General features: G+C 32.5%; 21 protein-coding genes, 1 pseudogene and 1 riboswitch. Of the genes and pseudogenes, 17 read left to right on the top strand and 5 right to left on the bottom strand.

The features are described from left to right. The first annotated feature begins 1 nt into the window (after window position 1). Window positions 2–1,303, top strand: coding sequence for a WS/DGAT domain-containing protein (locus tag ACJDU8_RS13750; RefSeq protein WP_406792721.1), 1,302 nt, complete (start codon window positions 2–4; stop codon window positions 1,301–1,303). Between the two features lie 448 nt (window positions 1,304–1,751). Here ACJDU8_RS13750 and ACJDU8_RS13745 read toward each other — a convergent pair whose 3' ends face one another. Beyond that, a complete protein-coding gene (locus ACJDU8_RS13745; protein ID WP_406792720.1) occupies window positions 1,752–2,438 on the bottom strand; it encodes a MarR family winged helix-turn-helix transcriptional regulator in 687 nt (228 codons plus the stop codon). A 436-nt stretch (window positions 2,439–2,874) separates the two neighbouring features. On the opposite strand from ACJDU8_RS13745, the gene ACJDU8_RS13740 reads away from it, so the two are divergent. From ACJDU8_RS13740 to hcp, 4 genes are all read left to right on the top strand, one after another. Then, window positions 2,875–3,042 (top strand): hypothetical protein, encoded by a 168-nt coding sequence (locus ACJDU8_RS13740; RefSeq protein ID WP_406792719.1) that lies wholly within the window; start codon window positions 2,875–2,877, stop codon window positions 3,040–3,042. 104 nt (window positions 3,043–3,146) lie between these two features. Continuing rightward, a complete protein-coding gene (locus ACJDU8_RS13735) occupies window positions 3,147–3,572 on the top strand; it encodes a GatB/YqeY domain-containing protein (RefSeq protein ID WP_406792718.1) in 426 nt (141 codons plus the stop codon). Between the two features lie 114 nt (window positions 3,573–3,686). Continuing rightward, a riboswitch (cyclic di-GMP riboswitch) is annotated at window positions 3,687–3,770 on the top strand. Between the two features lie 121 nt (window positions 3,771–3,891). Continuing rightward, entirely contained in the window at window positions 3,892–4,077 is a 186-nt protein-coding gene (locus tag ACJDU8_RS13730; RefSeq protein ID WP_406792717.1) for a hypothetical protein, read from the top strand. 216 nt (window positions 4,078–4,293) lie between these two features. Then, a complete protein-coding gene (gene hcp / locus ACJDU8_RS13725) occupies window positions 4,294–5,859 on the top strand; it encodes a hydroxylamine reductase (protein WP_406792716.1) in 1,566 nt (521 codons plus the stop codon). Window positions 5,860–6,181: 322 nt separating this feature from the next. Here the strand turns inward: hcp and ACJDU8_RS13720 are convergent, their stop codons facing one another. Then, window positions 6,182–6,517 (bottom strand): YmaF family protein, encoded by a 336-nt coding sequence (locus tag ACJDU8_RS13720; protein ID WP_406792715.1) that lies wholly within the window; start codon window positions 6,515–6,517, stop codon window positions 6,182–6,184. Window positions 6,518–6,902: 385 nt separating this feature from the next. Here ACJDU8_RS13720 and ACJDU8_RS13715 point away from each other — a divergent pair, with 385 nt between their 5' ends. From ACJDU8_RS13715 to ACJDU8_RS13705, 3 genes are all read left to right on the top strand, one after another. Next, entirely contained in the window at window positions 6,903–7,253 is a 351-nt protein-coding gene (locus ACJDU8_RS13715; RefSeq protein ID WP_406792714.1) for a putative ABC transporter permease, read from the top strand. Between the two features lie 704 nt (window positions 7,254–7,957). Beyond that, window positions 7,958–8,185 carry a DUF3892 domain-containing protein gene (locus ACJDU8_RS13710; protein WP_406792713.1) on the top strand — a complete coding sequence of 76 codons (228 nt, stop codon included), beginning with the start codon at window positions 7,958–7,960 and terminating at the stop codon, window positions 8,183–8,185. 294 nt (window positions 8,186–8,479) lie between these two features. After that, window positions 8,480–8,677 (top strand): alpha/beta-type small acid-soluble spore protein, encoded by a 198-nt coding sequence (locus ACJDU8_RS13705; RefSeq protein WP_406792712.1) that lies wholly within the window; start codon window positions 8,480–8,482, stop codon window positions 8,675–8,677. 129 nt (window positions 8,678–8,806) lie between these two features. Here ACJDU8_RS13705 and ACJDU8_RS13700 read toward each other — a convergent pair whose 3' ends face one another. Then, a complete protein-coding gene (locus tag ACJDU8_RS13700) occupies window positions 8,807–9,586 on the bottom strand; it encodes a DUF1259 domain-containing protein (protein ID WP_406792711.1) in 780 nt (259 codons plus the stop codon). A 214-nt stretch (window positions 9,587–9,800) separates the two neighbouring features. On the opposite strand from ACJDU8_RS13700, the gene ACJDU8_RS13695 reads away from it, so the two are divergent. After that, the gene (locus tag ACJDU8_RS13695) at window positions 9,801–10,136 is read left to right on the top strand and encodes a 5-fold beta-flower protein (protein WP_406792710.1); all 336 of its coding nucleotides are present in this window, start codon (window positions 9,801–9,803) and stop codon (window positions 10,134–10,136) included. A 146-nt stretch (window positions 10,137–10,282) separates the two neighbouring features. Next, the gene (locus ACJDU8_RS13690; protein WP_406792709.1) at window positions 10,283–10,465 is read left to right on the top strand and encodes an H-type small acid-soluble spore protein; all 183 of its coding nucleotides are present in this window, start codon (window positions 10,283–10,285) and stop codon (window positions 10,463–10,465) included. A 55-nt stretch (window positions 10,466–10,520) separates the two neighbouring features. On the opposite strand, the pseudogene ACJDU8_RS13685 reads toward ACJDU8_RS13690, so the two are convergent. Beyond that, a pseudogene (locus ACJDU8_RS13685) lies at window positions 10,521–11,180 on the bottom strand (alpha/beta fold hydrolase); the annotation flags it as partial. Window positions 11,181–11,525: 345 nt separating this feature from the next. Here ACJDU8_RS13685 and ACJDU8_RS13680 point away from each other — a divergent pair. The 4 genes from ACJDU8_RS13680 (at window position 11,526) to ACJDU8_RS13665 (ending at window position 14,765) form a co-directional block, all read left to right on the top strand. Beyond that, the gene (locus tag ACJDU8_RS13680; RefSeq protein WP_406792708.1) at window positions 11,526–13,187 is read left to right on the top strand and encodes an MFS transporter; all 1,662 of its coding nucleotides are present in this window, start codon (window positions 11,526–11,528) and stop codon (window positions 13,185–13,187) included. Between the two features lie 178 nt (window positions 13,188–13,365). Beyond that, complete coding sequence (locus ACJDU8_RS13675) at window positions 13,366–13,725, top strand: CidA/LrgA family protein (protein ID WP_406792707.1); 360 nt, start codon at window positions 13,366–13,368, stop codon at window positions 13,723–13,725. Continuing rightward, the gene (locus ACJDU8_RS13670) at window positions 13,722–14,414 is read left to right on the top strand and encodes an LrgB family protein (RefSeq protein WP_406792706.1); all 693 of its coding nucleotides are present in this window, start codon (window positions 13,722–13,724) and stop codon (window positions 14,412–14,414) included. The genes ACJDU8_RS13675 and ACJDU8_RS13670 overlap by 4 nt, the downstream gene beginning before the upstream one ends. 114 nt (window positions 14,415–14,528) lie before the next feature. After that, window positions 14,529–14,765: a DUF2164 domain-containing protein gene (locus tag ACJDU8_RS13665; protein WP_406792705.1), complete on the top strand. Its 237-nt coding sequence runs from the start codon at window positions 14,529–14,531 to the stop codon at window positions 14,763–14,765. Between the two features lie 375 nt (window positions 14,766–15,140). On the opposite strand, the gene ACJDU8_RS13660 is transcribed toward ACJDU8_RS13665, so the two are convergent. Further along, window positions 15,141–15,332, bottom strand: a complete 192-nt coding sequence (locus tag ACJDU8_RS13660) for an alpha/beta-type small acid-soluble spore protein (protein WP_406792704.1) — start codon at window positions 15,330–15,332, stop codon at window positions 15,141–15,143. 597 nt (window positions 15,333–15,929) lie between these two features. Here ACJDU8_RS13660 and ACJDU8_RS13655 point away from each other — a divergent pair. The 3 genes from ACJDU8_RS13655 to ACJDU8_RS13645 form a co-directional block, all read left to right on the top strand. Then, window positions 15,930–16,265 carry a YnfA family protein gene (locus ACJDU8_RS13655; protein WP_406792703.1) on the top strand — a complete coding sequence of 112 codons (336 nt, stop codon included), beginning with the start codon at window positions 15,930–15,932 and terminating at the stop codon, window positions 16,263–16,265. Between the two features lie 283 nt (window positions 16,266–16,548). Beyond that, window positions 16,549–17,634, top strand: coding sequence for a DNRLRE domain-containing protein (locus tag ACJDU8_RS13650; protein WP_406792702.1), 1,086 nt, complete (start codon window positions 16,549–16,551; stop codon window positions 17,632–17,634). Window positions 17,635–17,786: 152 nt separating this feature from the next. Then, window positions 17,787–18,411: DNRLRE domain-containing protein (locus ACJDU8_RS13645; RefSeq protein WP_406792701.1), on the top strand; the 625-nt coding region annotated here is incomplete at its 3' end.

Genomic DNA, 18,411 nt, shown 5'->3' with positions numbered 1-18,411 from the left:
TATGATTAATGCAAAAATTAATAAGATAAATGGAAATGTACGATTTCATACTGAAATTTGGGATCAGATGCAATTCTTTTTTAAAGAATATAATGATCATCAGCTTCATGGTGTCATATATTTTGAAGACACCCTAGAAAGAGATTTAATTAAAAAAGCTGTCCTTTTATCCATGGATATAGTGCCTATACTTGGAAGTCGATTTGTAGTAAATAAATTCCATGCATATTGGAAAAAAGTTCATAATTTAAATGACAAAGATATAATCTCATTTGTGGATTGCACTAGTAAGGATGAAGAAGTTCAGCGATTTATTACCAAGGTGATCAATGAATTCACAGGACCCCAATTATCAGTTAGAGTAATAAGAGCCTCAAATAAGGATACTCTATGCATTATAATGAATCATATGGTATGTGATGGAGCTGCCTTTAAAGAGTATTTATACCTCCTGGGTGAAATTTACACCAGACTGGAAAATGGCACTTATAGTAACATGAAATATATAAATGGCAGCAGAAGTTCAAAACAAATATATAAACACTTCAAAATAGCGGACAAACTAAAAATTTTTTTATTACCCAATGAGCCAACTAAAAATAAAAATGACATTTGTTTTCCAATGAGTACTAATCAGGATTGTTGTTATCCTTTTATTTTAATTCATAGACTTTCTCCGAGCAGATTTGAGTTACTTAAAAAATACAGCAAAAAACATTCAGTCACCATTAATGATATAATTTTAGCTGCATATTATAGGATATTATATAAAATACTTAATTTAAATAGAAATGATTCCTTAACTATTCCTTGTATGGTAGATCTAAGACGATATCTTCCAAATAAAAAGGCTTCAGGTATCTGTAATTTATCATCTATGATTATGTGTAATATAGGTTCTGATATAGGGAATAATTTTGAAGAAACAGTTAGGAAAGTAAGTGCTGAAATGAATAAAAAGAAAAGAGCATTTCCAGGCCTAAATGGTTTATCCACATTAAATTTATTATTTAAATTCTTACCTTTTTTTACAGTAAAAAAAATAATAAAAAATAACTACGTAAATCCTATGATTGGAATAACAAATATAGGAATCATTGATTCCAGTAAACTTATATTTGGTAAAACACTTGTAGAAGATGCATTTGTAAGTGGCTCTATAAAATATCCCCCTTATTTTCAATTGGCATTTACAAGTTTTAATAATACTATTACTTTTACTGTTAATTTATATGGTAATGTGGTGGATACAGATTTAATTGAAGAGTTTTTTATTTTACTGGATAATGAACTACAAATTTAGATATATATTTGTACATGTTGGTATTTTAACTGTTGTTTATGCAAAAGATCCAGAAGGCAGTTTTATAGAAGTTCAAAGTTGGATAAAATAGGCATATTATTAAGGGTTACATAAAGAGGAGATTATATTATTTGGAAAAATGATATAATCTCCTCTTTTGCATTAGCAGCTTCTCACTACCTATTGAAAATGTGCATATGCTTTATTCTACCATAGTTAGAAGCAGTCCATATACGATTTTATCCGAACGCTACCATTGCTAACACCCCCAGCTTCTTCAAAGTGGGGGATAAGAGGTGCTACGCGCCTGGATAAGTTCTTCTCCTAAAGGATAACGTATTCTAAGTGCTGAAGACACTAAGAATACTGTTAATAAGATTCAGGTGGAGAAAAGCATTTCTCATGAGCAAACTCCACCTGAACCTAAGAATCACTTGATCACTGGAGATTAGCTTTTCGTTGGAGTATCGTCAGGTTTATTTTCTTCGTCAGAATGTTGGCCTCTGCCATCAAAAGGTTGATGGTCATTCATGTTAGCACCACTATCAAAGCTCCTATCATCAAAAGATGGATGGCCGTTCATGCCAGAACGCTGACAAAAGTGTCTGCCATGAAAATGTGAATGGCCGCCTCTCATATGAAAATATGGAGCAAAGGATCTCAGACGGTCTTGAAGATCTGGCTTTGATTCATTATCAGCAAGTTGTTGTTCCAATGTGGAGATTACACGATCCAGATAATTGCTTAGAGAAGCTTGTTCCTCTTTATTTAGGCATTCAAATAACTCTTCGGTATCCAATTGTTGTTCATTTTGCTCTGATGCCTTTTTTCCAGCTTCGGTCAAGTGGATATCCATAGCACGACCATCTGTTTGAGAAGGTGTTCTAGTGATATATCCATTCCGCTCCAGTTTTGCTAGTAACTCTCCTAAAGATTGAGAACGCATATCCAAAATATTAGAAAGGTCTTTCTGGCTTATCTCTGGTTTCAGTTTTAGTAGAGCCAATACCCGCCCTTGACCCCGGTGAGGATCACCCATAGGACCGTGGTATCTAAGGTTTTGATGATGATATCGATGCAGAAGCCACTGAAGACGTGCAAATTGTCCAAGTAAATCTAAATTATTATTTTCCATAGTTTTTCCTCTCTTTCAAAAGAATATATGAAGGTACCTTTAAAAAATATTATACAGGTACCTTTATATATTGTCAACATAGGAAAGAAAAAAATTTTAAGGTTGATCACCATGAAATAAAAGAAATTGGGAAAAAATAAGTACTAGGATTCATTATCCTAGTACAAAAAAGAACGAAACACTACAAATGATTGAAAGTAAAAATATTAATATGTAATGGTTTATTAATATAATATCCTAAATTGAATTTATTATACTAAAATTGAGATATAAAAAAACACCAGGGATTATTCATCCCCGGTATAAAGGGAAATATCGAATATATTTAAGCATAGTATTTTAGTTCATGCAAAATGTCCGATATTAATAGGTTCAATATATTGATATAACCTTATGTGAATATGATGTGTAGAATTCAAAATATTATACTGGAAAAATGAGGGGAATAAGCAATGGAAGCAAGGTACTGCTTATAATTACAGACAAGAAAGATGAAGTCTTTGAATGTATAACAACTTTTATGCATGGTGGGGCTACGATACTAAGTGGTGAGGCACTTGCTGGCAAGGAAAGAAAAGTTAATAAAATTAATCATGAATTTTGATTTTATTTGAAATAATAGTATAATTTAAGTAGGTAAATTATTCTATAGAAAAGAGGTGACAGGTTAGTAGGCAAGTTTACTAACTAGAGATTATGTTAAAAGAATTGATAAAAAAAGATGAAATAGCAGCAATGAAGGCAAGAGATAAGGCAAAAGTAAGTGTTTTAAGATTAATAAATGCTGATATTAAAGCATTTGAAGTTAATGAAAGAAAAGATATTTCTGATGAAGGAATTATAAGAATAATAGAAAAAAATATAAAACAAATAAAAGAGACATTAGGATATGCCGAACAATCAAATAACCAGGAAAAAATAGCAGAAGGAAATTTTGCCCTTGAAGTTTTAACTCCATATCTTCCAAAGCAATTAGATGAAAGTGAAGTAGAGGCCATGTTAAAAGAAATTATAGCTGGTGGAAATTATACAACAGCAGATATTGGAAAAATAATGAAAGAGATTATGCCTAAGATTAGCGGTAAATTTGATAGATCAAAAATTAACCCTATGGTAAAAAAATTGCTGGGATAATATAATTGTCAACTAAGTGGTAAGTAAAGATAAATTAATTATAATTTTCAAATATTAAGACAAATTGTGATAATATTTTTATAAATTATATGATATGATACACTTAAGATATAATTATGTAAGGGGAACAATGAAACATGATCCATATTAGGGCACCTAGATCATGAGGAGTTAATGGTGCAACCGACCCAATCTACAAAGAGTTTAATGGAGATTGGGTTTTTGGCGTTGAATTTTATGCAAGTTCAGTTCTCATTTATCAGAAGTCTACCATTGCTAGCCAGAAAAATATAAAGAATACTTATGGGAGGTATATTAAATGTATTGGGAAGTAATAAAAAGACAAACTAAAACTGGAATGTATGTTGATATAGTAAAAGCTTTTGAATTTAATGAAGAAACTAAAGAAGTAGTACATAATCAAGCACTAAAGTATGCCAAACGTAAAAATAGACTAGATTTTATGAAAAAATATTATTATGAAGTTGAATTTAATTGGAAATAAACATCAAATTTGAATGACTGAAAAGGTCCATATGCAACCATATAGGCTTTTTTACGTTAAAAAAATATCAAAAAATTTTTGTTATAACTATTATTTTTATCACCAGCCTCTTTTTGTATCCTTAGATACCGAATTGTTGAAATAAATATAATATAATTATTATACAGAAGTAACAAAATGGTAAAATAATAAAATAACATATCAGGAGGTATATTTATGAGCAATATGTTTTGTTTTCAATGTGAACAAACAGCAGGTGGAAAGGGCTGTACAAATATTGGAGTCTGTGGTAAAAAACCTGAGGTATCAAATAAGCAAGATGAATTAACAGCTTCTCTTATAGGACTTGCAAGAGCAGTAAAAGACAAAACTCCTTCAAAGAAAGCAGCTGAACTTATGATGCAGGGACTATTCATGACAGTTACAAATGTAAATTTTGATGCGTCTAATATTGATGATTTTAAGGCTAAGGTTGAGGCAGAAAAAAATGCTTTTAGTGGAGGGGATAATTATAATCCAAAGGAACTTTGGACAGGAAATGAAGATATAGTCTCTCTTCGTTCTACTTTACTTTTAGGTCTTCGTGGAATGGCTGCTTATGCGTGGCATGCTTATGTATTGGGTGAAGAAGATTCTGAAGTAATAAAATGGTTCTTCAAAGGTATGGAATCTCTTGCAAGAGAGCATTCAGTAGATGAGTGGCTTAATTTGCTCATGGAGTTTGGTAATATCAATTTAAAATGTATGGCTCTTTTAGACAAAGCAAATACAGAAGCTTATGGACATCCAACACCTGTTAAAGTAACAACTAATGTTGAGAAAGGTCCATTTATCGTAATTACTGGACATGATTTACTTGACTTAAAGCAGCTCCTGGAACAAACTGAAGGAAAGGGTATTAATATTTATACTCACGGAGAGATGTTACCTGCACATGGATATCCAGAATTAAAGAAATATTCTCATCTTAAAGGTAACTTTGGAACAGCATGGCAGAATCAGCAAAAGGAATTTGACGGGATCCCAGCCCCTATTTTATATACAACAAACTGTCTTATGACCCCAAAACTAAGCTATGCAGAACAGGTTTATACTACATCAGTTGTGGGTTTCCCAGGTTTAGCTCACATTCCTGAAGGTGGGAATGGAGTTAAGGATTTTACACCAGTTATTAATAAAGCACTTGAATTGGGTGGATGGAATGAAGATAAAACATTTACAGGAATTAATGGTGGCTCTATGTTAATGACAGGGTTTGCAAGAAATACTGTATTAGGTGTTGCCGATAAGGTAATTGATGCAGTGAAAGCTGGCCAAATAAAGCATTTCTTCTTGGTGGGAGGCTGTGATGGTGCAAGACCTGGAAGAAATTATTATACAGATTTTGTAAAACAGACTCCTAAGGATACAGTAATACTTACTCTTGCATGCGGCAAATTCAGATTCAATGATCTTGACATAGGAGAAATAGGCGGACTTCCAAGAATTATGGATATGGGCCAGTGCAATGATGCTTATTCAGCAATTCAGGTAGCTGTTGCACTTGCAGGTGCTTTTGAATGCGGCGTAAATGATTTGCCTTTGACTCTTGTACTTTCATGGTATGAGCAAAAAGCTGTTTGTATTCTTTTGACACTGCTTGCATTAGGAATTAAGAATATTTACATTGGACCATCACTGCCGGCATTTTTTTCATCTAATGTATTGAATGTTCTGGTAGAAAAATTTAATTTAAAGCCAATAAGTACACCAGAAGCTGATTTAAAGGCTATTCTGGGTTAATAAAAATAAAAAAGAAAGCAACTTCATTTTAGCTGCTTTCTTGTTTAGAATAATATTTATGATATTGTAAAACAAAAATTTTAAAATATAATAAATACCGAGGATTACTTATCCCCGGCATAAAGGAAAATAATGATTACATTGAAGAACGAAAATATTAATACAAAAGTATTTAAAGTATTTAATGTAAGGAAAGTTTACACAAATAGGATATGTAAAATTAGATTTATTATGCATGGAAATATAAGGTATGATTATTATTACATAATAAGTTCAATAGGATGTGCAGCAGAGCTACGTAAATAGCTCTGCTTTTTAAAAATTAAGCTTCTTCTGAAATAGGATCCTCAATAAGTGTAGCAAAAATTAAATTGTGAATGTGGCCATCTGCTTCTGTAGTGGTTGCTTTTACAAAATGAATGTGTCTGCCACCTCCAACATCTATTTGAGGTCCTGAGGTTACTGTTACTTCGTGGAAATGATCTTCATAAAAGTCTGTTCTTGCTTTAATTACATGAACATGTCCACGTGTAATTCTAAGTGCTGGACCAGATACTCCGGCAAATCTATGATTATGAGGATCTTCCTCTAATTCAGCTAGCATGGTACTTCCTAAAAATTCATGGTCATGTGCTTGGACTTCATTACAACAAGACATAAGCCTTACCCCCTTGGCATTATAGTATGGTTTACCAATTTATTATGGCACTTATAATTGATAAAATTTAGTAAAGAGATAAAAGTATATATGAATACCAGCTAAATGATTAAGTTAGGTACAGATCTGCATAAATTTTTTACAAATAAAACAGACTATTTGGAGACATTAATAATATATATAAATGAACTTACTTAGGAAGTGACTATTACTATAAATATAGAAGGTGATTTAGTTGAAATACTTAAAAAACAAAATAATCCACTTTTTTGTCTTCGGGAGCATTTACTTAAACGTAGAAGTATTTTCCAGGGCGTACTCCTGCTCGTTAATAGGTTTTAAGGGTATATCTAGGTGGAGTTTATGTGGGTGGACTTCTTTATGGATGTTTCCTATAGGTGGATTATGTGCCATATTGATTGGGAGCTTAAATGATAGACCCAAATACTATAACCTTAAAATGTGGCAGCAGGTGTTTATAGGAGGTTCTTTAATTACAATGATAGAATTGCTTGCAGGAGCATTTTTTAATTTATACTTGCATTTAAATTTGTGGGATTATTCTAAGGAGAGATTTAATTTTATGGGGCAGATATGTTTAAAGAACCTCATATATTGGTATCTGTTAACTATAATAATTATATGGTTTGATGATGTTTTATCTAGTTACTTTCATGATGAGGAAAAACCTAGGGGTATATTTAACTATTTTATAAAGTTAGTTAAGTTACGATAAAAGATAATAAATATATTTAAGACTATTTTAACGAATAAAATAAAAATGACTCTTTAGGTTATTTTTCAGATAAAGTTTTTATGAAAAGATAGATTGAGAATTTTTTATGCTGCTATTTAAACTATAAAAACCCAATTGGAGGGAAAAACTGATATGTGTAAAATAAAAAAAGAAAAGACCATAAAGATTTACCTTACACCAATACAGATAACTTAATATCCAATTATGATCCTTAAATCACAGTAGATATGATTTTTCAAACCATAATTAAACAGTTCACCACCTATATTCATGATTCGTTCAACCATACAACATACCTACACAGCTATATACAACCCTTTAGCTGTATACAACCATCTCAGCACCCTGCATAATCTTCGCTAGACCCTATACAATAATTTGGGATCCCATTATAATCAATATAATTAACCATAATGAAACCTTTCATCAACATATAAGATCTACCTTAAATTGTATATACAATTTAGGCTAACTTACGTATGTTTTTATTATACATAAGCTTTGGCTCAATCCTCATGTCCTTTACACTACTTAATATGCCCCAGTATAAAAAAATAATTCAAAAATTTTTATGTAATTTAATCCAAATAATTATGAAGGAATAACATAAAAAATTCTGTATAAATAACTGAGTTTTTTCAAAAAATATACCTGAATGGTATACCAATCAGGAGGGTTGCATGATGAAAAATTCAAAAATTGTTAAGATAAAAAAAAATAAACAGGGAAAAATTACGGATGTATTACTTGAAAATGGTCAGGTACTTCCATTAAATCATGCTATAATGATGGCAAGAGAACACATAATTGAAGGAGTAGGTGTGGTTAAAGGAGGAGATGGAGGGGAATATTTAGTAGCTGATCCTAATGTTATGGATGTTGATAATTTAAAAGATTTACCAAGATTTTAGCTGTTTCTATTAGAAATAAGCGCTGGCGGCAGCTAGTGTACTTATTTTTAATACTATTTGCCTGAATACACTTATGTAATTCAAATAAAAAAGCTCTGGTAATTCCAGAGTTTTTATTGTGATTCATGTTAAATCCATGACCAGTAAGATATTAGAGTATTAATATTATACCCAATTCAATTTATTTTTATAAGCATTTCCAAATGTCCATTAAATTACCTAGAGTATTTTTTATAAAATTGTGCAAACTTTAAGTATAAGCAGTAAAGATTACTATAAAAAGGAGTGTTAATTATGGCACGTAACAGTAATAATTTAGTAGTACCACAAGCTAGAGAAGCTTTAAATAAGTTTAAAATGGAATCAGCTCAGGAAGTTGGAGTAAATTTAAAAAATGGTTACAATGGAGATTTAACTGCTAGAGAAGCTGGATCCGTAGGTGGAAATATGGTTAAAAAAATGATTCAAGCTTATGAACAGAATTTAAAATAAAATATTAAATAAAGGGGCTGTTCATAGCGATTTAAAAAAATTGCTAATGCAACAGCCCCTTTATTTTGCTAATATAGAAATGTCACCTATGGATTGAATTTCAATTTTATTAAATTAATAAAAACATTTTCATTTAAGCACTTTAAAAGCTTCAGCTACTTTTCTGGCAAAATCCAGAGGATTTTCTGTGGACTGAAAATGAACATACAATATTTTAGGATTATCATATATCCAATGATTATGAAGTGCCGCAATATCTATTTCATTTTTTCTAAGGACATTTATAAATTTATTTATTTCACTTTCAAGAACTACTGTTTCTCCTAAGTTAAGGGTTCTTCCAGATATGTCCATGCTTTCATATGAAAATTTGGCTGTAATTACTGTGGATACAGGCCTTCCAGATATAGTTATTCTTAGATTATTTCTAGGTCTTTCCACGATACAACCTCCTACCTTAGATCCTATCACTTTACCACCCAGAATGTTGGCAAATTGTTCACATAAAGTATTTTTATGGTTACTTTCATTTGATTTATGGTTAGTATTTTCATTGCTAATATTTTTTTCATTACTTTCGTTTGGTTTAACATTCTGGCTGTTGATAGTAGTATTTTTTTTATTAGCCTCATTTGATTCATTCTTAACATTTTGATTGTTGGTGTTAGGAGTTTTTTTACTAGCTTCGTTTGATTGGTGTTTAACATTTTGGTTGTTAGAAGTAGCATTTTTTTTATTAGCTTCATTTGATTGATGTTTAACATTTTGATTGTTAGCATTGGTATTTTTTTTATTACTTTCATTTGGTTTATACTTAATATTTTGATTGTTATTATAATTATTAGTATTGTCTTTTTTCATGAAATTCCCCATGAATGGACAATATCTACAATTATCTAATATATACATTATTAGCCCTCCACAAATATATCCATTTACAATTTATGAAACAATAATTAAAAACGTGATTATTAAATTAAGTTTAAATTAATTTTTGCACTATGTTCATGTAGATTTGAAGCCATATTGATTTTGTAGCAATAGAGCCAAATTTTCATATAATATATCGCGTAGAATTATTATTACAGCTTATTTAAATATAATATGAAAAGGTGAGTGCTATATGGAAAGGATATATGATAGCAATGATAGAAGGGTAGGGCATTTAAAAGGTAATACTGTTTATGACGGAAACCATAGAGTCATTGGATATATTAATGATCCAGTGCTTTATGATGCAAAGTGCAGACAAATTGGATATGTAAGAAATAGAACTATCTATAAACCTAATGGGAGGCCAATATGTTATTTTAATGGTTGGCATGTGCATGATATGAAGGGACATAGACTTGGTCATGTAAATAGTTCTTGGCTAGGGCTGCTTGCAGCAGGTTTACTATTAGGTGCAGTAGGTGGATATGGATACGGCTATGGATACGGCTATGGAGGATTTTTCTAAAATTTAAATCCATAACTTTTTAATATATATAATCAGTTGCCTTGGACTATTATCAAGTCCAAGGCTGTATGTGTCTAAAGCAAAATTGCAAACTGCTTATAATTAGGTATAATTTAAGAATTTATGTGTAAAACTACATACAGGAGATGATAAGTTTGGATAAACAAAGGGTAAAAGAAATACTTCAATCTAAAGGAATTATAGAAGTAAAATACAAAAATAATCCTGTGTGGCTTGAAAGCATAAGCACAGATAAAGATGATAATATACAAGTTAGGGATTTAAACACAAATAAACACTTTAATGTAGATATTATAGATTTAAAATAATGATTTTACATCGATTTTTAGTATTTCACCTAGGACGTTTTGCAGTACAAAAGCCTTATTCTTCAATGAACTTTATCAATTCTTCATTAAATTTATTATGTTCATCGTAGAACAATTCATGACCGCTGTATCTAAATGGCATAAGTTTTGAATTTTTAATACTTTGCTCTTGTATTTCAGCTAGCGGAAATGGAACCACTTTGTCATGAATAATTATAGTTGGAACATTTATTGTTGCTAGATCGGAAAATAGTACCTCACGTATTCATGTGTTTGCAATGGCCGCAGTTGCCCAGCCTGCTGCCTGCAATTCCAATTGGAAGAACCAATCTGAGAAGGCTTTAGTTATATGCTGATAGAAAAATATATCCCCAAAACCTTGAAGCATTTTAGGACGGTCAGTGTATGTATCTTGGATAATTTGAACAACAGTTTCTTTATCTAAGCCATAAGGGAAATTGGGACGCTTGATGAGACTAGGTGCTACTGCAGCGAAAAGAGCAAGCTTTGATACACCATAACCTTTATGACGAGCCATGTATCGAATGGCTACTGCGCCTCCATTCGAATGACCTGCCAATGTAATATCATGTAATTTTAATACATTAATTACGCATCTGACGTCGTCTGACAATCTGTCAAAGCCATAGCCGCTATAGGGCTTATCCGAATTGCCAAATCCTCTCGTATCTATTCCTATGCATCTATATCCCATTTATAACCTCCAATAAAGAAATAGCCATATTAATAGGCTGTTCGCTTTATCATGAATTTGTGATAATTGCATTACGAACCATTAATTACCATAAATTTAAACCCAATATCTGACGTTGACGCTAATGTAAACAAGGTGTTATACTATTGTATACAAAATAACGCGATAGAGAGCTTTCACCTAAATGCTACCATTACTAATAATATCCGTCACTTCTGGGAAGTGGAGGATAGGCATTGTTACGCCACCGATCTATGGGACAAGGGAATTATCTTTTCTAAATTGATTCTAGAAAATGGCGGAGCTCTAGCATCGTAAAATATCAAAAGAAAAGGGATGTATATTATGCAAAATTCACGTTACAAATGGATTGCCTTATCCAATACATCATTAGGCGTTTTTATGGCTGCATTAAATGCAAATATTGTTTTAATTTCTCTACCAGCCATTTTTAGGGGGATTAATATTAATCCAATGGCACCTGGGAGTACTGCTTATTTACTGTGGCTTCTCATGGGTTACACAGTGGTAACAGCTACTCTTTTGGTTTCTTTTGGTAGAATCTCGGATATTTTTGGACGATCCAGATTATATAATTTGGGTTTTGCCATTTTTACAGTTGCTTCAATACTACTGGCTTTTACTCCAGGAAAGGGGAGTACAGGAGCTATGGAATTGGTTATCTTGCGTCTGCTGCAAGGTGTGGGTTCTGGTTTCCTATTTTCCAACAGTACGGCTATTATTACAGATGCTTTTCCGGTTTCACAAAGAGGTATGGCTATGGGACTTAACCAAATTCTTGGTATTGGTGGCTCTTTGGCAGGGCTAATCGTAGGTGGCCTTTTAGCGGATTTGCACTGGCGCTTGATTTTTTTGGTTAGTGTGCCTGTAGGGTTGCTTGGTACGATTTGGGCGTATCTTAAATTAAGAGAGACCGGTAAATTACTAGAACGTCAGAAAATTGATTGGCTTGGTAATGGTACTTTTGCAGTAGGTCTGACAGTATTACTGTTAGCTCTTACATATGGAATTATGCCATATGGCCAGGCTAAAATGGGTTGGGGTAATCCCATGGTTATGGGAGGTATAATAATTGGAATAGTACTTCTGGCTATTTTCATTTATGTTGAACTGCATACAGAAATGCCTATGTTTCGTTTAGAACTGTTCAAGATCAGAGCTTTTGCAGCGGGGAATCTTAGTTTATTTTTGTCGTCCATAGCTCGTGGCGGGCTGCAATTTATGCTGATTATCTGGCTGCAGGGAATTTGGTTACCACTTCATGGTTATGATTTTGAACAAACTCCTTTGTGGGCAGGAATCTATATGCTTCCTATGATGATAGGCTTCTTTATCATAGGACCTATGAGCGGATACTTATCTGATCGTTATGGTGCACGAGGGTTTTCTACAGTGGGTATGTTGTTAACAGCATTATCATTTATGTTATTGACTTTTTTACCAGCCAACTTTAGTTATTTGCCGTTTGTGATTATTTTACTGCTAGCTGGAGTGGGTATGGGCATGTTCGCTGCACCTAATACTACCGCCATTATGAATACTGTTCCTCCAGAGCATCGGGGAGCTTCATCGGGGATGCGAGCTACCTTGCAAAATACTGGTACAGCATTAAGTATGACATTATATTTCAGCATTTTGATCCTTGGTTTGACCCATCATTTGCCATCAGCTATGTATCAGGGGCTTGTAAATGCGGGGGTACCTTCTGCGGTGGCTATTCAAGTAGCTAATTTACCACCTACTGGAGCTTTATTCGCAGCTTTCCTAGGCTATAATCCTATGGCTCAGCTCCTACCTGCAGGAGTTCTTCATCAGCTGCCTCAAGCCAGCCAGCAACTCATTCTGGGTAAAGTCTTTTTTTCGGAATTGATTGCTCCCGCTGTAATGGCTAGTTTGCGTATTGCTTTCTATATTTCAATGGTATTGTCAATTATTGCGGCAGTAGCTTCATTTTTAAGGGGTAAAAGGACTTTACCTGTACGCTAATAAAATAGTGAAAACCTGAATAAAATGCTGGTTGAGCTGAAATTTCAGCTTGATCAGTTTTTTAATATTTAATAGGTTATCCTAGTTGGTGAAATATTATGGACAATATGATATACTGGGTGAGAAAGTAATCTCTGATAGAATATGAAAATGGTATCAATTCAGAAAGGGTATTTTTATGAAATTTATTAGACAGTTTTGGGTTATTCTAACGGTTACTTTTATAGGAGAGATATTAAAATATATCATTCCACTACCTGTTCCTGCCAGTATATACGGTTTAATTCTTATGCTTTTAGCATTAAAGAAAAAAGTTATTCTTCTTGAACAAGTAAAAGACACTGGAAATTTTCTCATAGAAATTATGCCGTTAATGTTTATACCTGCGGCGGCAGGTTTGTTGGTTTCGTGGAAAGTATTAAAGGATATATGTATACCTGTTATTTTAATAACTATTTTAACCACAGTTATTGTAATGGCAGTGACGGGACAAGTTACACAGCATATGGTCAGATTAGAAAAGAGGAATAAAAATTGAAAGAATTTTTATGTAACTCGGTGTTTTTTGGAGTAACAGTGAGTATTTTAGGCTATGAAATTGGACTATTTTTAAAGAAAAAATTTAAAAAGGCAGTTTTTAATCCTTTGCTTATTTCAATTATATTTGTAATGGTTGTTTTGATTATTTTCCGGGTAGATTATAATAGCTATAATAATGGAGCTAAATATTTGAGTTATTTATTGACTCCTGCTACTGTTTGTCTTGCAATACCTTTGTATCAGCAGCTTGAATTACTAAAAAGTAACATAAAAGCAATTATGATAGGAATTATTTCTGGTGTATTATCTAGCCTTGGAAGCGTGCTTTTATTTTCTATGCTTTTTCACTTTACCCATAAACAGTATGTAACCTTATTACCTAAGTCAATTACTACTGCAATTGGAATGGGAGTATCAGAAGAATTAGGTGGAATAGTAACTATTACTGTAGCTGTTATTATCATAACTGGTGTACTTGGTAATATGCTTGCTGAAGTAATATGTAAGATTTTTCGCATTAGTGAACCCATTGCTAAAGGAATAGCTATTGGTAGCGCTTCTCATGCCATTGGAACATCAAAGGCAATGGAAATGGGAGAAATTGAAGGGGCTATGAGCAGTCTTGCTATAGTAGTGTCTGGTCTGTTTACAGTAATTGGAGCATCAATATTTGCTAATTTTATGTAGTGGCGTAAAATGAGAAAGTGCAATATGGGAAGGAAGAATCTTAATATTTACTAAATACATAAATAAAAAGTAACTACTGGTATTCATAATAAGAATTTAAAATGGAGGCATTGTATGCGTGATAAAGATAAAATTAAATTAAGTAAAGAAAAAAGAGAAGACATGATTTCTACAATAAAAAGCTATTTTTTAAATGAAAGAGACGAGGAATTAGGTGATTTGGCTTCAAGTCTGATTTTAAACTTCATTATAGAAGAACTGGCACCAGAATTTTATAATCAAGGAGTTTATGATTCATATAAATATATTATTGACAGAAGTGAAGACTTATTGTCGATTCAAAAATATTGATTTGTATAATTTTGTTCAGTTAAGAGGATATAAACAAAGCTACTTAAAGGAAATATTTTTAGTGCAGTTTGGTGGAAGAGCAGAAGTTTTTCTCACTTTCCCACCCATTATACAGAATTTATATCAAGTGATTCTTAGGTTCAGGTGGAGTTTGCTTATGGGGATTGCTTTTCTCCAGCTGAACCTTATTAACAGTATTCTTAGTGTCTTTAGCACTAGAATACGTTATCCTTTAGGGGAAGAGCTTATCCAGGCACGTAGCAATGCTTATCCCCCACTTTGATAGAAAAGCAGAGAACCAAAATTCTTAATTTTGTGTGAATCGCTTTCACAGAGTGCGATGGGGTGCTAGCAGTGGTAGTGATCGGATAAAATTTATTTTAAATTTTTTTCATAACTTTCAATCATTTTTTTAACCATCTGACCTCCGATAGAAAAATGCTGTTGTTCTGGATTGTGATTCTTATTATATTTAGCTAACTCTTCTGCGGCTTCAATCTTCAATTTTTCCAGACCTTGCCGGGCTTCTGGTACTAATATTCTATTTTTTCCAGACAAAAATATCATCTCCTTTCTGTAATAGTTTGCGTATTTGTATTGATCATATGCTGAAGATATTCAGGTAGATTATTAAATAAAATTAAATTATTGGATGATAATCAGGAAAATAATAACTACATAGAAATTAATAGTTAGTTTTATATTGTTTACAAATAGTTAATGTATATGACATTAAGCTGTAACAAAAACCTTATATAATAATAAGTGTCCTAAGGAAATAACCTTAGCGAAAATGAAAATAATAAAAATACTTTATTTACATATATCTCTCCAAAAATAATGGTAGTTACCAGATGTGTCTGTGGTTGCAGGGCACGCTAAATTGAAGTGCAACCGCCAGAATATAGTGTATTAAAGGTAATATTCAATCTATAATTGTATCCTTTAAATGATATTATATGAAAATAAGTACCGTCATCTTAGGTACTTATTTTTATTTTTTTGTATTGAGGTATATTTTCAGCATAATTTGTAGTAATATTAGAGCTTTTTAGGGTATGCAGGAATGATAATTTTGTCATATAATAGAAGAAATTGAAGGGCAATTGAGATAATGGAATATAAGAAAAAAATTATTTCCAATTGCTGAAAGGAGTTATTGCAGTGGAGATAATTAAATCAATATTTTATTTTATATTGGCAGGATTATTTGAAATAGGAGGAGGTTATTTTATATGGTTGTGGTTAAGAGATGATAAAAGTATATGGTATGCATTAGCTGGAGCTATAAGTCTTGTGATCTATGGAATAATACCAACCTTTCAACCTCAAAATGCTAATTTTGGTAAGGTATATGCTGCATATGGGGGAATATTTATTGTCCTTTCAATTTTATGGGGATGGAAAATAGATAATGTTATTCCAGACAAATTTGATTTAATTGGTGGAGCTATTGCATTAGTGGGAATTATTATTATTATGTATGCACCAAGAGGATAGTATTTTAAATATCAAGTCCGTTACTTTTCATAATGTAGAAGAAATTGTAGTGGTTTTACATGAATAATAAAATAATAATGGTAAAAAGCGTTCAATACTTTAGTAAGTTGAGTGCTTTTTATTTTTTTGCTGAAGGGTGTAGTTAGCTAACACTCTTAATATATTCATGATAAATGATTGTTTGTTGTATACAATTCCATTATAACAACATATATTGTAATAGCCCGATTGTAAATATTGTCATAAAAGCAAAAGAGAATAAAGAGAAAGAGGAGATGGAATTATGCCGTTTGTACAAGTTAATCCTAGTGATGATGCGTATATATCTCTGTTAAATCCTAATACGAATTTTGGTGCTTCAAGCCTTTTATTCACAGGAATATTTATTTCACCTAATGATATATTTAGAAGCTTACTAAAATTTGATTTATCTAATGTTATTCCGGCGGGGAGTAGTATATTGCAAGCTTCACTAGAATTATTTGTTAATAGAAAAGATAAACCGGATGTGTTATTATCACCACAAACTGTTACTGTATTTACAAATGCAGGTGACTTTTCAGAAAACACAGTTACGTGGAATAACGCACCTGCATTGAATCCAACAGGTGATTTTGTAAATGTAACAGATAATGATGTTGGTAGTTTTATAAGTATTGATATAACAGATTTGGTAATTGGTTGGTTCAATGGCTGGATGATAAATAATGGAGTTACATTAGTTGGAATAGAAAATGTTATTGATACTATAATAGGATACTTCTCCAAGGAATGGCCAGTTCCTAGTCAGAGACCATTTTTAAATATAGAATATGGTACTGTAGTACCTACTGGTATTACAGGTCCAACCGGAGCAACGGGAGAAACGGGGGCAACCGGGGCAACCGGAGCAACAGGAGCAACTGGAGCAACTGGAGCAACCGGAGACACAGGAGCGACAGGTCCAACAGGTGCTACAGGATTAGGGTTAGCTTCATCTGGCTATGTTTATAATCTTGCAACCCTCGTTGATGCCACGATTATAGGGGGAACAGATATTCCGTTTTCTAATAATGGGCCTTTAAGTGGTGTGAGTCATACAGCTGGTACTACCACGATTATTGTTCCCAATACGGGATTATATGAATTTAACTATTCCATTAGCATTTCCGCTGGAATTGGTGCTTCTATTGCACTGGCTGTGAATGGTACGGTTAATGCATCAACGCCTGTTTCAGCATTGGTAGCAACCGGGGAAGTATCTGGAAGCTCAATATTAAGTCTTACGGCCGGTGATGTAATTACTTTAAGAAATAATTCGGCCATTGCGCTTACCTTAACGTTAGCACCTTCGGTTAGTGCACAATTAACTATCGAACAGTTAAATTAATTAAATTATTATTGATCCTCTGCGTGTTGTAGAGGATCTTTTATTGTGTTTTAGTTGTACCAATTTTATTATAATAACATATATTGTAATAGCCCGATTATAAATATTGTCATAAAAGCAAAAGAGAATAAAGAGAAAGAGGAGATGGAATTATGCCGTTTGTGCAAGTTAATCCTAGTGATGACGCATATATATCTCAGTTAAACCCTAATACAAATTTTGGTAGTTCAAGTCTTTTATTCACAGGAGTGTTTGTTCCAGCTAATGATGTATTTAGAAGTTTACTGAAATTTGATTTATCTAATGTTATTCCTCCAGGAAGCAGTATAGTGCAGGCTTCGCTAGAATTGTTTGTTTTTAGAAAAGATATACCTGATGCAGTGTTATCGCCGCAAACTGTTAATGTATTTACAAATGCAAGTGACTTTTCGGAAAATACGGTTACGTGGAATAACGCACCTGCATTGAATCCAACAAGCGATTCTGTAAATGTAACAGATAGTGATGTTGGTAGTTTTATTAATATTGATATAACAGATTTAGTAATTGATTGGTTTAATGGTTCTATGACGAATAATGGAATTACGTTGGTTGGAATAGAAAATGTTATTGATACTATAATAGGATATTTCTCCAAGGAATGGCCAGTTCCTAGTCAGAGACCATTTTTAAATATAGAATATGTTACGTTAGTACCTACTGGTATTACAGGTCCAACGGGCCCAACGGGACCAACAGGTCCAACTGGCGTAACAGGAGCTACAGGCCCAACAGGAG

Source organism: Candidatus Clostridium eludens, assembly GCF_045310515.1.
GTDB lineage: Bacteria > Bacillota > Clostridia > Clostridiales > Clostridiaceae > Clostridium_B > Clostridium_B eludens.
This window is presented reverse-complemented; position numbering and strand designations above follow the sequence as displayed.